This window comes from Streptomyces sp. NBC_00358 (assembly GCF_036099295.1).
Taxonomy (GTDB): Bacteria; Actinomycetota; Actinomycetes; order Streptomycetales; family Streptomycetaceae; genus Streptomyces.
In genome coordinates, this window is the sequence record NZ_CP107976.1 from 3,925,192 (window position 1) to 3,938,997 (window position 13,806).

A 13,806-nucleotide genomic window follows, 5' to 3' on the forward strand; every position below is an offset into this window, starting at 1 on the left:
CGGAGCGTCCGTACGCCTGACTGCCGCACACCTGCCTGACAACTGTCCTGTGATGACAGCGAATTGTGCCGTACCGAACACGGCGCGCACGCGTCAGGTCGGTTCGGCGCGGGTGAAGCGAGGGACCCCTGGTTGACCCGGCTGCGAGAATTTCCCCATGGCCGAGATCATCCAGCGCGACGGGACCTGGGCCTTCGACGGCAGCACGGTCAGGATCACGCCGGGACTCCACCGCACCGTGCCGCTGTTCCGGCAGACGTACGGGGAGATCTCCGTTCCCCTGGAGGCGGTGTCGGGCGTCGTCTACGAACCGGAACGCAAGCGCGGCCGTCTGCGGCTGCGTCTGCGCGAGGGAGCCGACCCGCTGCTCCAGGCGACCGGGGGCCGGCTGCCCGACACGGCGGACCCCTACAGACTCGCGGTCGACACCGACCGCTCCGGAGTGGCCGAGTACGTCGCCGAGGAGATCCGCCGCGCGCTGCTCCTGGACCAGATCCCCAAGGAACCGGCGACGGCGTATCTGCTCGCGGGACCGCCCGTCCCGGTGTCCGTCCGTTCCAGCGACGGCACGGTCTCCTTCGACGGGACGCAGGTACGCATCGACTGGGCGGACACCTCGGACCGGGTCAAGCGGGCGACGGGCCCGCGGATCATCGCCCTGGGCGACCTCGTACAGGTCGAGTGGCTGCCCAACTCCGGCTACGAGGAAGGCTTCCTGCGTTTCATGACCCGCGAGGCGGCCTTCTCCAAACTGCCGCCCGGAAAGGACCCGTACGCCCTCGATCTGTGGGGCAGCACCCGCCGCGACCTGCTCACCGCGCTGGTCGCCACCGCGGTCACGGCCCGGCTGCCGCATCCCTCCGCACACCCCGGGGCGTTCGCGGACCGCCCCCCGTCGGCCCCGGTGGTGTCGCCGCGGTCCGACCATCACGACGTACTGCTGCGCCGCCTGCGGGAGTTGGGCGAGCTGTACCACGACGGTGTCCTGACGGAGGAGGAGTTCACCCTGACGAAGGCGGCCGTCCTCCGGGGCTTCTAGGGCGTTTTCCCGGAAGTCCCGACGCGGTGGCGGACACGTCCCGCCTGGCGCCGGTCCGGAACCTCGGCGGGTCCTAGCTGAGGAGATCGGGTTCGCTGCGGCTGATGTCCTGCCACAGCGGCTGGTAGTTGATCCACGCCACCAGGTCGCCGCCGAGCTGTTCGCGGGTGGCGACCGCCTGTTTGTGGTCGATGAGGAGGGGCCGGCCCGCGGCCTGCGCGGTGAGCTGGACCTGGCTCGACCGCTCCATGGACAGGAACCACCAGGCCGCCGCGTCCACCGAGTCCCCGACCGTCAGCAGTCCGTGGTTGCGCAGCACCAGCGCCTTGCGGCTGCCCAGCGCGGACGCGATCCTGCGGCCCTCGTCCGCGTCGACGGCGACCCCGGTGTACGCGTCGTACAGGGCGTGGTCCTCGTAGAAGGCGCAGCTCTCCTGGGTGATCGGGTCGAGCAGATCGCCGAGGGCGGCGAGGGCCCGGCCGTGCACGGAGTGGCAGTGGGCGACGGCGACGACGTCGGGACGGGCGGCGTGGACCTGGGAGTGCACGGTGAACGCCGCCTGGTTCACGTGGTAGCGGCCCTGGATCACCTGGCCGTCCTGGTTGGCCATGACCAGGTCGCTCACGGTGACGTGCTGGAACGGCATGCCGAACGGATTGACCCAGAAGCAGTCGCTGTACTCCGGGTCGCGTGCCGTGATGTGTCCGGAGACGCCGTCCTCGAAGCCGAGCCGTCCGAACAGCCGCAGCGCGCCGGCCAGCCGCTCCTTGCGGTGCTGCCGTTCGTCGTCCGTCGACTCGTGCATCGGCGGCATGGCGAAGCGCAACTGGTCGGTGGGGCGGGGCAGGGGCGGAATGGGCCCTTGCATAGGTCCTCCAGCACTGGCGTGTTCGGTACGGAGCGGAAGTTACCCGGGGTCAGCGCAGGAGAACAGGGGTGTTCCGTGAGAGAAAAAAGAGGAACAAAGAGGGACACCCGCAATACCGGACAGAAGATGTCGGGTATACGCGCCAGACTCGGGCCATGAACTGGGCAGCTCTCTGCACGGCCGAGCCGGTCCTCGCCGGCACCGTCGAACAGCGCTTCGGCGCCTTCACCCACCATGTCCTCGCGACCCTGCGCAAGGACGGCTCGCCCCGCACCTCCGGCATCGAGGTGCGCTTCCTGGACGGCGAGCTGTGGCTCGGCATGATGCCGGACTCTCTCAAGGTGCTCGACCTGCGCCGCGACCCGCGCTTCGCGCTCCAGGCGAATCCGGGGGCCGGAACGGATATGGGCGGCGGCGACGTGCGGATCAGCGGGCGGGCCGTCGAGGTGGGCGACGGCCTCCCGGCGAAGGCCGCGTACGTGAAAGAGGTGGAACCGCCGGAGCCGTTCCACCTCTTCCGCACCGAGCTGACGGAGGTCACGCGGACCTACGTGGAGGACGAGACCTATCTGGTCGTCCAGGTCTGGAGGCCCGGCGCGCCGGTGCGCACGCTCAAGCGGACCTGAGGGGGAGGGTCACTCCCCCAGGGAGAGTGACCCCGGGAGGACTACTCCCACTCGATGGTGCCCGGGGGCTTGCTCGTCACGTCGAGCACCACGCGGTTGACGTCCGCGACCTCGTTGGTGATGCGCGTCGAGATCTTGGCGAGGATCTCGTAGGGCAGCCGCGACCAGTCGGCCGTCATGGCGTCCTCGCTGGACACCGGACGGAGCACGATCGGGTGGCCGTACGTCCGGCCGTCACCCTGGACGCCCACGCTGCGCACGTCCGCGAGCAGGACGACCGGGCACTGCCAGATGTCCCGGTCGAGACCGGCGGCGGTGAGCTCCTCGCGGGCGATGGCGTCGGCCTGGCGGAGCAGGTCGAGACGCTCCTTGGTGACCTCGCCGACGATCCGGATGCCGAGGCCGGGGCCGGGGAACGGCTGGCGCTGGACGATCTCGTCGGGCAGGCCGAGTTCCTGTCCGACCATCCGGACCTCGTCCTTGAAGAGCTGGCGCAGCGGCTCGACGAGCTGGAACTCCAGGTCCTCGGGGAGGCCGCCCACGTTGTGGTGGGACTTGATGTTCGCGGTGCCGGTACCGCCGCCGGACTCGACCACGTCCGGGTAGAGCGTGCCCTGGACCAGGAACGCGACGTCCTCGCCCTCGGCGGCCTCGGCGATGATCTCCGCCTGGGCCTGCTCGAAGACGCGGATGAACTCGCGCCCGATGATCTTCCGCTTCTCCTCGGGGTCCGAGACACCCTTGAGCGCGGTGAGGAAGCGCTCCTCCGCGTCCACGACCTTGAGCTGCACGCCGGTCGCGGCGACGAAGTCCTTCTCGACCTGCTCGGTCTCGCCCTGGCGCATCAGACCGTGGTCGACGTACACGCAGGTGAGCTGGGAGCCGATGGCCTTCTGCACGAGGGCCGCGGCGACCGCCGAGTCGACTCCGCCGGACAGACCACAGATCGCGCGCTTGGTGCCGACCTGCTCGCGGATCAGGGCGACCTGCTCGTCGATGACGTTGCCGGTGGTCCAGGTCGGGGTGATACCCGCGCCGCGGTACAGGAAGTGCTCCAGGACCTGCTGGCCGTGCGTGGAGTGCATGACCTCGGGGTGGTACTGGACGCCGTAGAGCTTCTTCTCGTCGTTCTCGAACGCGGCGACCGGGACGACGTCCGTGGAGGCCGTGACGGTGAAGCCCTCGGGAGCGGCGGAGCAGGCGTCGCCGTGCGACATCCACACCGGCTGCTCGTCCGGGGTGCCCTCGAAGAGGGTGGAGCCGGACTTGGAGACGTGCAGCGGCGTACGGCCGTACTCGCGGGCGCCGGTGTTGTCGACCGTTCCGCCGAGGGTGGTCGCCATCAGCTGGAAGCCGTAGCACATGCCGAAGACGGGGACGCCCGCCTCGAAGAGCTCGCGGTCCAGGCGCGGGGCGCCCTCCGCGTAGACCGACGAGGGACCGCCGGAGAGGATGATCGCGGCCGGGTTCTTGGCGAGCATCTCCTGGACCGGCATGGTGCTCGGCACGATCTCGCTGTAGACCCGGGCCTCACGGACGCGACGGGCGATGAGCTGGGCGTACTGCGCACCGAAATCGACGACCAGGACGGTGTCGGGGGCGGCGGGGGACGCTTCTGGCACGGTCTGCCTTCCGGCGGTGAGCAAAAGGGTGTGTAGGGCCGATTCTACCGGGGGCCGCGGCGGGCCCGGCGCCCACGGGGCTTCGGGGTCGCCGACGGGCCCGGCACCTGCGGGGTTCCGGGAGCGTGGTGGGCTCGGCACCTGCGGGTTCCGGGGGCCGCGCGGGACCGGCGCCCGCGGGTTCCGGACGCCGGGTCTCACCATCCGAACCGTCCTGGCCGACGCCCCCGCGGGCGTGCATACTGCCGTCATGCTCACGCACACGACCTACCTGTTTACCTATGGCAACCGGCCCACCGGCTGCCATGGTCGTGCTGCTTGAGCAACTGACAAGCGACTTCCCAGGCGCCCCGGGCCGACAAGGCCCGGGGCGTCTGCCGTTTCCGGGCCCTGCCGCTCCGGGGCACCCCTTCCGCAGAGGAGCCCCACCATGGCCGACGTACTCGACAAGACCGGCGCCCGCACCGACGAGGCGGCCGATGTCATCACCGGTGCCCGTGAGCGCATCGACGCCCTCGACGACCGGATCATCGGTCTCGTGCAGGAACGGATGGCCGTCTCGGCCGTGATCCAGGAGGCCCGGATCTCGTCCGGGGGCCGCCGGGTGAACCTCTCCCGCGAGATGGAGATCCTCGGCCACTACCGGGAGGCGCTCGGCAAGCCGGGCACCTCCCTGGCCATGACCCTCCTCGAACTGTGCCGCGGCCGGGTCTGAGCCCTTGGCGGGGTACGGCATCGCGCACCCGGCGCACGCACGTACGCATTCCCTCTCACCCGTACGGCGCGTGACCGAGGTGCCGCGGACTTCGTTTCTTCTGGTGTCCGTGTCAGCCAGGGGCGGGCCCGAAAGAACCACGCGTGGCTTCACTGGAGCGATGAGACGTACGGATCGTGCCGTGCGTCGTGGGACCTCGCTCCAGGTGGTGTGACCGGACGGCAGGGGACAGCGGCCCGGTCACTCAAGAGAACGGTCGGCTCCGGGGACGCCCGGAGCCGTCCGACGGAAACTCCGGGGACGGTCCCGGTCCCCCGCCGGACAGTCCGTCGGCATCCATGGACAACCTGATCCGTGCCGCGCGTCGACACGGATCAGACGCGGGACACCGTGCCGCAGCCGGTCGTCGGGGAGTTCTCGATGTCACGGCTGCGGTCGTACGGGTCGGTGGTCGGGCCGGTCGGGGCCGCGCTGGTGGGTGTGCCCGACGCCGACTCGAAACGCGGGTGCAGGAAGCCGTCGTGGACGTCGCAGGCGGAGTTGCCGATGTCCTCGGTGTAGCGGCGGACCGTCAGCCTGCCGGGCGTGACCCGGACCTTCCTCGGGTCGGAGAACGCGACGTCGATCACGCGGCGCACGATGGTGCGGGTCACCTCGTCCGCGTTCCCGTCGGCCGGGGACACCGGGTAGACGAAGGTGTAGTCGGCGTGGATGGCGACGGACGCGTCCTTGCCCGTGGTGAAGGTGATCCGGCCGCGCGTCTTGACCACGTGTCCGACCAGGCGCGCCTCGTGGGGGTCGAAGCGGCTGAAGAGGGTCAGCGGATCGTGCTTCTTGTCCGGCGCGCGCAGCCGACGCTCGACGTCGTCGATCATCCGGGGCTGCTTGGGGTCGAGGACGGCGATCGCCGCCTCGGGCCGCTCGCCCCGCAGGGTCGCCGGGGCGAGATTCGCGCCGACGAGCAGGTTCTTGGTCTGCCGCAGCGCGGTGGCCACCTGCTCCTTGGTGAGGGAGCCGACCGGGGTGGCCTTCGGGACGATGATGCCGGCCGCGCCGTCGGCCCAGCGTTCGGCGGGCGATCCGGCGAACGGCCTTTCCCGTGTGGGCGTTCGGGAGTCCGGGGCGGAGGGCGCGGCGGTCGGGGCCGCGGTCTCGGGCGGCAACGGGGCTTTCGTCGCGGAGGACTTGGCCGAGGTGCCGAAGGGATCGCCGGGCAGCAGGGACGGCTTCATCGCGACGACCGCCACGGCGACGGCGAGCGGGACGCCGAGGACCGCCCACAGCCTGCGCCGCCGGGACGCGCGTCCGTCCATCTCGCGCCAGGCGGTGCCCGTGCGCCAGCCTTCCGGCTGGACGGTCCCGGGCTGGTCCTTCCGGGCGGCCCGGCGGCCGGCGCGCTCGGCCTCGCGGGCGTCCTGCAGGCGCAGCCGTTCCGTCACCATGCGCGCCCGGGCGGACGGCTCCTTGGGGGCCGAGTCACGGATGTCGCGTTCACTGTCACGCGCGAAGCGTTCCCACACGTCGTCAGGAACAGTCGGCTCTCCGGCTTCCCCGGGCTGCTTGTCGGACACGAAGACCATTTCTAAGCGTCTCGAACGTGCATACGCAAGGCGCACATGGATGTGACTCAGCCCACATGTGAATTCGATGAGTGCCAGGACAACCATTCACAGATTTCGCCGGTCACACCTGCAGAACCAACGGCCACACCCGCGCCCCACACGCGGAGGCCTCACCCATGAACGTCATATTCGCGCCGCGAGTTCACGGCGCACTGGACATCGAGGTCTTCATGAAGCTTCGCCGTGCCATGGCCACTGCGGCCGCGACGGCTGTCATAGCACCGCTCGCGCTGCTGTCGGTCGCGCCGGCCGCGTTCGCGGAAGAGAGCCCGTCCCCGAGCGCGAGCGTGTCCGAGTCGGCGTCCGAGTCGCCGTCACCCAGCGCGAGCGAGTCCGCCCCCGCGCCCTCCGAGTCGGCGTCCGCGTCCGCCTCCGCGTCGGAGTCGGCGTCCGCGAGCCAGTCCGCTCCGGCCCCGAGCGCCTCCGCGTCGGCGTCCGCCTCCGCGTCGGCGTCCGCGTCGGAGTCCCCGGAGCCCGAGCCCTCCGAGTGCTCGGACTCCAAGGTCCAGGTGTCCATCAGCGGCCTGCCCGGCAAGATCGCGGCGGGCAGCGGCTGGCACAAGTTCTCCCTGAACGTCCTGAACAACTCCGACTCCACCCTGAGCGACCTCGGCTTCTTCGCCGGCGCGTCCTCCGACAAGGCGGGCGAGGACCTCTTCCAGAGCAAGAAGGTCCAGCTCCAGGCGTACAACCCGGACGACAAGGTCTGGGAGGACGTCGACTCCGAGGGTTACGCGGTCGGTTACGTCGGCTACACCGACGAGCTCAAGCCCGACTACGAGGTCGACATCCCGCTGCGCATCAACGTGAAGTCCAGCGCCCCGGTCGGGGCCGGCTTCTCCCTCGGCGCGAGCATCTACGGCGACTCCGACTCGGAGTGCACCGGCTACGGCGAGGTCGCGTACAAGTTCCAGATCGTCGCGTCCGGCACGGACACCGACGGCACCAAGCCGCAGGAAGGCGGCGAGGCACCGGTCTCGGACAAGCCTGCCGACAAGGGCAACACGCCGCAGGTCGACGGCAGCCTCGCCGAGACGGGCTCCAGCTCCGCCCTGCCGATGATCGGCCTCGCCGGCGGTATCGCGGTGGTCGCCGGCGCCGGTGCGCTGATCGTCGTCCGCCGCCGCAAGTCCGGTGACGCCACCGCGTAACACGGGCACCGGCCTCGCGAGAGGCGCGGGAAACGACACGGAACAGCACGACGGCAAGGACCCGCGCTCGGAGGGGGGCGCGGGTCCTTCTCGCTGCCCGGGGAGGGCATTCGGCTACCGCTTCGGCGGTACCGTCGGCAGCCCCAGGAACGGCAGTCGCAGCGCGCCGAACGCGTCCGCGGGGACGGCGGGCCGCAGCGGCTCCACCGCCTTGAGGCGCTCGTACGCGGCTCCCGGCGCCGGACGCGGATCGGCCTCGCCCTTGTTGGGCCAGAACGACATGGCCCGCTCGGCCTGGGCCGTGATGGTGAGCGACGGGTTGACGCCGAGGTTCGCGGAGACGGCGGCGCCGTCGACGACCGAGATGCCCGGGTGGCCGTGGAGCCGGTGGTACGGGTCGATGACACCCTCCTCCGCACCGGCGCCGATCGGGCAGCCGCCGAGGAAGTGCGCGGTGAGCGGGGTGCCCATCAGCTCACCGACATTGCTGCCCGCGAAGCCGTTGATCTCCTCCGCGAGGACGGAGGCGGCCCGTGAAGCGGCCTTGATCTGCTTGGGGTTGGGCGCACCGTGCCCCTGACGTGCCGTCAGGAGCCCCTTGCCCGCCCCCTTCGGCTTCAGGTACGTCGTCAGGGAGTTGTCGAGCGACTGCATGACAAGACCGATGATGGTGCGTTCGGACCAGCGGCGGTTGGAGAGCGACCGGAGCACCAGCATCGGGTGCCGGGCCGCGTTGACGAGCCACCCCGCCACCCGCGACGAGCCCTCCGCGTAGGGGACTTGGAGGATGGACATGCCGCCCATCGCGTTGGAGCCCTTGCCGTAGCGGACGGGTTCGATGTGGGTGTTCTCGTCCGGGTGGATCGAGGACGTGATGGCCACGCCCTGGGTGAAGTCGGCCCTGGGCGTGCCGTGCGCCTTCCGGTAGCGGCGGTTGTCGGTCTGCGCGCCCACCAGCGCCTCGGAGTTGGTGCGGGTCAGCTCGCCCAGCCGCTTCGACAGGTACGGCAGTTGTCCGCCGGCCTTCATGCGGTGCAGCAGCGTCTGGGTGCCGTAGGTGCCGGCCGCGAGAACGACCCGGTGCGCCGTGAAGGTCCGCCCCTCCCCCTTGCGCCGCTCGTCCGTCGGGAGGGCCTGGACGGCGTACCCGCCCCGCGAGTCGTCGGTGACGGACACGACGGTCGTCATGGGATGGACGACGGCGCCCGCCTTCTCGGCAAGGTGCAGATAGTTCTCGTTGAGGGTGTTCTTGGCGCCGTGGCGGCAGCCGGTCATGCACTCGCCGCATTCCGTGCAGGCCTTGCGGGAGGGCCCCACGCCCCCGAAGTACGGGTCGGCGACCTCGTCGCCGGGCGCGGCCCCGGCCGCTCCGTCCGCGTCCTGCCCGTCGCCGAAGAAGACGCCCACGGGCGCCATGTGGAAGGTGTCGCCCACCCCCATCCGTTCCGCGGCGGCCTTGAGGTGCACGTCCGACGGGGTCATGGTCGGGTTGAGCCGCACACCCAGCATGCGCCGGGCCTGGTCGTAGTACGGCTTCAACTCCCCTTCCCAGTCGGTGATGTCCTTCCACTGCGGGTCCTCGAAGAAGGGCTTCGGCGGTACGTAGAGGGTGTTGGCGTAGTTGAGGGAACCGCCGCCGACGCCCGCCCCCGCGAGCACCATCACGTTGCCCAGCAGATGGATGCGCTGGATGCCGTACATGCCGAGCCGCGGGGCCCAGAGGTAGTTCTTGAGGTCCCAGGAGTTCTTCGGGAGTGTCTCGCGGGTGAAGCGGCGGCCGGCTTCCAGGACACCCACGCGGTATCCCTTCTCCGTCAGCCGAAGGGCGGTGACGGAGCCGCCGAAGCCGGAACCGACGACGATGACGTCGTAGTCGTACGTCCCCTCGGCCGTTCCCCCGGCCGTTCCGTCCGCCACTCCCTCGGCCGTTCCGTCGGCCGCTCCCTCGTCCGGCTGTTCCTGGACAGAGCTCTCCTGTGACACGTGCCGCTCTCCTCATCGAGAACCGGTCGGGGACCGTGGGTCGGGGGATCGTTGCCGAGGACCCGCGAAGGGCCGTGGGTGAACGGCTAGCGCAGCCGGAACACCTTCATGAGCTTCAGGCTCCGGCTCATGAACGCCGCGTACTTCTCGTCGTCCATGCCGAGGGACGGCGCCATCGGCAGCAGCCTCTGATGGGCGACCGTCTGCGCCTCGGTGTACTTGAGGATGCCCTCGGAGCCGTGCCTGCGGCCGAGGCCGGAGTCCTTCATGCCGCCCATGGGCGACTGGACGCTGCCGTACGCGGGCGCGTACCCCTCGTTGACGTTCACCGTGCCGGTCCGCAGCCGCGCCGCGACCGCGCGACCGCGCCGCCCGTCCTTCGTCCAGACGGACGAGTTGAGGCCGTACGACGTGGAGTTGGCGAGTTCGACGACCTCGTCCTCGGTCTTGAACCGGTAGAGGGAGACGACCGGACCGAAGGTCTCCTCGGCGCAGACGGCCATCGGGGCCTCCACACCGTCGAGGATCGTGGGCTCGAAGAAGTACGGGCCGATGTCGGGCCGGGCGACACCGCCGGCGACGACCCTGGCCCCCTTGGCCACCGCTTCCTCGACGTGCCGCGTCACGGTCTCCAGCTGCCGTTCCCCGACCAGCGACCCCATGTCGGCCCCGTACGCCAGGGACGTGCCGAGGCGCATGGCCCTCGTCCGGGCGGCGAACCGCTCCGCGAAGGCGTCGGCGATCGACTCGTGGACGTACAACCGCTCGATGGAGATGCAGAGTTGGCCGGCGGAGGAGAAGCAGGCGCGGACGGCACCGGCGGCGGCCTTGTCGAGATCGGCGTCCTCCAGGACCACCATGGCGTTCTTGCCGCCGAGTTCGAGTGAGACCCCGACGAGGCGGGCGGCGGCGCCCTGGGCGACCTCGCGGCCGGTCCGGGTCGAGCCGGTGAAGGAGACGTAGTCGGCGTGCTTGACGACCTCCGGTCCGACGACTGGCCCGTCCCCGATGACGACCTGGAAGATCTCGGCGGGCAGCCCGGCCTCGATCAGGAGGTCACGCGCCCACAGGGCGGTGAGGCACGTCTCGGTGTCGGGCTTCATGACGACCGCGTTGCCCGCGACGAAGGCGGGCAGCGCGTCGCCGACGGACAGCTCCAGCGGATAGTTCCAGGGCGCGATCTGCCCGACGACACCGCGCGGGTGCCGCAGCTCGGTGACCTTGGTGAGGGTCGGGACCGCGCCCGCGTGCCGCTTGGGACGCAGGTACGAGGGTGCCTTGCGTCCGTAGTGCCGGGCGGCGACCACGACCGCCTGGACCTCTTCGTGGGCGTGCAGCCGGGCCTTGCCGGTCTCCAGCTGGATGAGGTCCAGTACCTCGGCCTGCCGGGCGAGCACGAGGTCGTGGAAACGGAGCAGGACGGCGGCACGCTGCCGGACGGGGGTGGCCGCCCAGGCGACCTGGGCGGCACGGGCCCGCTCGAAGGCCTTCTCGACGTCCTCCGGGGTGGACTCGGGCACGTCGGCCAGCTTCTCGCCGGTGAACGGCGTGTGGTTCGCGGTCCGCCCGGACCCGGCCACACCCTTGGTGAGCTGCGCGACGAGCTCGGGGGTGACCACATCGGCGGCGGTACGGGCGCCGGCCGGGGCGGGAGCGAGGGGGTTGGTGCCGACGGCACCGGCCGTGGCGGCCCCGTCCACACCCACGGTGCCGTCCGCGGCGCTGTCGGAGCCCGCGGCCTCGGCGGTCGAGGCCGGACCGGCGGTTTCCGGGGCGGCGGCCGCTTCCGCGGCGCCGGACGTCTCCACGGCGGCGGCGGACGTCAGGTCCGTGGCGGTAGGCGCGGTCGTGTCGACCGCCGCGTCGGCACCGGCCGTCCCGTCGGTACCGGCCGTCTCGTCGGTACCGGTGTTTTCCGTGGCCTGCTCCGCGGCCTGCGAGTCCGTCATGAGCCGCAGGGTATGCCCGCTCGCTCCCTTTGGGTACCCGTCGGTAACGGCCTTTCACGGACTACTCACAAAGCGCCAGTGATCACTGGCAGCGAATACCCTGATCAGGGCGTTGTCGATCCGACGATCACCGGGGGATCGTTTCTCCGGTCACAGTCAGGTCACCGGGGACGAGAGAGCCGCCGCCCGCACGGCACCGGCCCGGCACCGGCCCGGCGGTCACCGCTCGCCGATGTCCAGGTTCGCGATCGCCGCCTCGGCCACCGCGCGGCCCCGCGCGGTGAAGTCGCCCTTGCCCGGATAACTGATCGTGAGCTTGTACATGTCGCCGGCCTTCGACTTGTAGTAGAAGAGCCGGAGTTCGCGCGGGCGGGGATTCTGGCTGTCGGTGGTCGTGTACCTCACCGTGTTCTCGGCGGACTCCCCGCCGCGGTACGTCGCCTTGGCGTCCGGGGCCGTCCTCGGCCCCGCGGGCATGGCCAGGGCGTACGCACCGCTCGCCTTGAAGTCACCGTCGTCCGCGTACATTTCGGCCCGCGCCGAGTCCTTGATCTCCTTGTTGGCGTCCTCGGACCTCCTGGCGAGGCTCAGCCCGATCGAGATGCTCCCGCTCCAGTCGGTGTACGTGACCCAGTGCCCCTTGTCCGAGCTCCGGTCCGGGGTCCCCTGCTGGTACTCGGCGGGCACCGCCAGCGTCGCCGCGACGTCCGCCACGTGCCGCTTCCGCCAGCCGTCCGGCAGCGGCCCGGCGAACGGGTCCGCGATCACCAGATACGCCCCCACCGCGGCCGCGGCGACCACGGCGGCGACCGCCGCCACCAGGCCGATCAGGGCCCGTCGGCCGAGGCGGAAACCCCCGGCCACGGGCTCTGCGGGTCCGTCCGGGTGCTCGATCCGCGTGACCCGGGTCGGTGCCGGGGCGGGCGGGCGCGCGGCCTCCTCCAGGAGGCGCCGGACCTCGGCCGCTCCGGGACGGTCCGACGGCTCCTTGCTGAGCAGGCCGTTGATCGCCTCCGCGAGCGGGACTCCCGCCGAAGCGGGCGCGGCCGGCGTGGTGTTGAGGACCGACTGGAGCGTGGCGGGCGTGTTGCTGCGCCGGAAGGGGGAGACTCCTTCGGTTGCGGCGTAGAGCACCACGCCCAGCGACCAGAGGTCGGAGGCGGCACCGGCTCGCCGGCCCAACACCCTTTCCGGGGCTATGTATTCGGGCGAACCGACGAAGCCTCCGGTGTCCGTCAGACTGGTCTCGCCGTCGATCCGGGCGATCCCGAAATCGGTGAGAACGACGCGGTCGTGACGGCCGAGGAGCACGTTGTCGGGCTTGACGTCGCGGTGCAGGATCCCCGCCGCGTGCGCGGCCTCCAGGGCCCCGAGGATCTCCAGGCCGACGCGCGCGGCCTCGCGGACACCGAGCGTGCCCTCCTGGAGGGCGTCGCCGAGCGAGCGGCCCCGCACCAGCTCCATGACGATCCAGGGCTGTCCGTCCACGATCGCGACGTCGTGGACGCCGACCACGGCGGGGTGGTCGAGCCGGGCCGCCGCACGGGCCTCGCGCCGCATCCGTTCGTACGCGGTCGCCCGTTCGCGCTCGGGAAGATGGTCCGGGACGCGCGGTTCCTTGACGGCGACCTCGCGGTCCACGGTCTCGTCCTTGGCCCGCCACACCGTACCCATGCCGCCGTGCCCGAGTTTGGAGAGCAGGCGATAGCGCCCCGCGATGAGCCGGCCCGCCCCCGGTTCCGGCCCCCGTTCCCGCGACGGCTCCGGTGCGGGAGCCTCCGGCCGGTCCGGGACCGTGGGCGCGGGCGCGGCATACGGGTTGCCCGGGTACGGGACGGGGGCCGGGGCTCCCGGCATCCGTCCCGGCACCGGAACTCCCGGCGAGCCCGCCGACACCGACACTCCCGGCGGCCCGCCCGGCACCGTGACCTCCGGCAGCCCGCCGGGCACCGTGACCTCCGGCAGCCCGCCCGGCGCCCCGGCCTCCGGTCGCCTGCCTTCCGCCGCGGCCTCCGACGGCCGGCTCCGCACCGCGGGTCTCGGTGGTTGCAGACTGAAACTCGTCGGCTCGTCGCCCCCGCGAGGGGCTCCCCCGTCGTCGCTCATGCGTCCATCTGTATCGCGGCGGCCCCGTCGCCATCCAGCCTCTTCGGCCGCCGGTCACAGAGCCGTGACGCCACCCATCCCTTATCTCCCGTTTATACGGTTAACGGACGCGGGGTTACGGGGTC

Annotated in this window: 11 protein-coding genes; 4 read left to right on the forward strand and 7 right to left on the reverse strand. The window is 71.3% G+C overall.

Annotation, left to right across the window (positions count from 1 at the left end):
- Positions 1–157: 157 nt before the first annotated feature.
- The gene (locus OHT01_RS16350; RefSeq protein WP_328553897.1) at positions 158–1,039 is read left to right on the forward strand and encodes a DUF4429 domain-containing protein; all 882 of its coding nucleotides are present in this window, start codon (positions 158–160) and stop codon (positions 1,037–1,039) included.
- A gap of 73 nt (positions 1,040–1,112) precedes the next feature.
- Here OHT01_RS16350 and OHT01_RS16355 read toward each other — a convergent pair whose 3' ends face one another.
- Entirely contained in the window at positions 1,113–1,907 is a 795-nt protein-coding gene (locus OHT01_RS16355) for a class II aldolase/adducin family protein (protein WP_328553898.1), read from the reverse strand.
- A gap of 155 nt (positions 1,908–2,062) precedes the next feature.
- On the opposite strand from OHT01_RS16355, the gene OHT01_RS16360 reads away from it, so the two are divergent.
- Positions 2,063–2,533: a pyridoxamine 5'-phosphate oxidase family protein gene (locus OHT01_RS16360; protein WP_328553899.1), complete on the forward strand. Its 471-nt coding sequence runs from the start codon at positions 2,063–2,065 to the stop codon at positions 2,531–2,533.
- Positions 2,534–2,574: 41 nt separating this feature from the next.
- On the opposite strand, the gene guaA is transcribed toward OHT01_RS16360, so the two are convergent.
- Complete coding sequence (gene guaA, locus OHT01_RS16365; RefSeq protein WP_328553900.1) at positions 2,575–4,155, reverse strand: glutamine-hydrolyzing GMP synthase; 1,581 nt, start codon at positions 4,153–4,155, stop codon at positions 2,575–2,577.
- A 430-nt stretch (positions 4,156–4,585) separates the two neighbouring features.
- Between guaA and OHT01_RS16370 the strand changes: the two genes are divergently transcribed.
- Positions 4,586–4,870 carry a chorismate mutase gene (locus tag OHT01_RS16370; RefSeq protein ID WP_328553901.1) on the forward strand — a complete coding sequence of 95 codons (285 nt, stop codon included), beginning with the start codon at positions 4,586–4,588 and terminating at the stop codon, positions 4,868–4,870.
- Positions 4,871–5,244: 374 nt separating this feature from the next.
- Here the strand turns inward: OHT01_RS16370 and OHT01_RS16375 are convergent, their stop codons facing one another.
- The gene (locus tag OHT01_RS16375; protein WP_443043405.1) at positions 5,245–6,450 is read right to left on the reverse strand and encodes a hypothetical protein; all 1,206 of its coding nucleotides are present in this window, start codon (positions 6,448–6,450) and stop codon (positions 5,245–5,247) included.
- A 184-nt stretch (positions 6,451–6,634) separates the two neighbouring features.
- Entirely contained in the window at positions 6,635–7,009 is a 375-nt protein-coding gene (locus OHT01_RS16380) for a hypothetical protein (RefSeq protein ID WP_328553903.1), read from the reverse strand.
- Here OHT01_RS16380 and OHT01_RS16385 point away from each other — a divergent pair.
- On the forward strand, positions 7,002–7,643 hold the full coding sequence (locus OHT01_RS16385) for an LAETG motif-containing sortase-dependent surface protein (RefSeq protein ID WP_328553904.1): 642 nt from the start codon (positions 7,002–7,004) through the stop codon (positions 7,641–7,643). The two genes, OHT01_RS16380 and OHT01_RS16385, sit on opposite strands and share 8 nt — an antisense overlap.
- A 114-nt stretch (positions 7,644–7,757) precedes the next feature.
- On the opposite strand, the gene OHT01_RS16390 is transcribed toward OHT01_RS16385, so the two are convergent.
- The 3 genes from OHT01_RS16390 to OHT01_RS16400 all read right to left on the reverse strand — a co-directional run bounded on the left by OHT01_RS16390 (position 7,758) and on the right by OHT01_RS16400 (position 13,681).
- Complete coding sequence (locus OHT01_RS16390; RefSeq protein WP_443043529.1) at positions 7,758–9,560, reverse strand: GMC oxidoreductase; 1,803 nt, start codon at positions 9,558–9,560, stop codon at positions 7,758–7,760.
- A gap of 152 nt (positions 9,561–9,712) precedes the next feature.
- A complete protein-coding gene (locus tag OHT01_RS16395; protein ID WP_328553906.1) occupies positions 9,713–11,575 on the reverse strand; it encodes a succinic semialdehyde dehydrogenase in 1,863 nt (620 codons plus the stop codon).
- 219 nt (positions 11,576–11,794) lie between these two features.
- A complete protein-coding gene (locus OHT01_RS16400) occupies positions 11,795–13,681 on the reverse strand; it encodes a serine/threonine-protein kinase (RefSeq protein ID WP_328553907.1) in 1,887 nt (628 codons plus the stop codon).
- Positions 13,682–13,806 lie beyond the last annotated feature (125 nt).

Excerpts from the sequence above, each read along its gene's own strand:
- OHT01_RS16370 (WP_328553901.1), top strand. The coding sequence starts at position 4,586 with ATGGCCGACGTACTCGACAAGACCGGCGCCCGCACCGACGAGGCGGCC.
- OHT01_RS16380 (WP_328553903.1), bottom strand. The coding sequence starts at position 7,009 with ATGGACACCTGGACCTTGGAGTCCGAGCACTCGGAGGGCTCGGGCTCC.
- OHT01_RS16375 (WP_443043405.1), bottom strand. The coding sequence starts at position 6,450 with ATGGTCTTCGTGTCCGACAAGCAGCCCGGGGAAGCCGGAGAGCCGACT.
- OHT01_RS16355 (WP_328553898.1), bottom strand. The coding sequence starts at position 1,907 with ATGCAAGGGCCCATTCCGCCCCTGCCCCGCCCCACCGACCAGTTGCGC.
- OHT01_RS16400 (WP_328553907.1), bottom strand. The coding sequence starts at position 13,681 with ATGAGCGACGACGGGGGAGCCCCTCGCGGGGGCGACGAGCCGACGAGT.
- OHT01_RS16350 (WP_328553897.1), top strand. The coding sequence starts at position 158 with ATGGCCGAGATCATCCAGCGCGACGGGACCTGGGCCTTCGACGGCAGC.
- OHT01_RS16360 (WP_328553899.1), top strand. The coding sequence starts at position 2,063 with ATGAACTGGGCAGCTCTCTGCACGGCCGAGCCGGTCCTCGCCGGCACC.
- OHT01_RS16395 (WP_328553906.1), bottom strand. The coding sequence starts at position 11,575 with ATGACGGACTCGCAGGCCGCGGAGCAGGCCACGGAAAACACCGGTACC.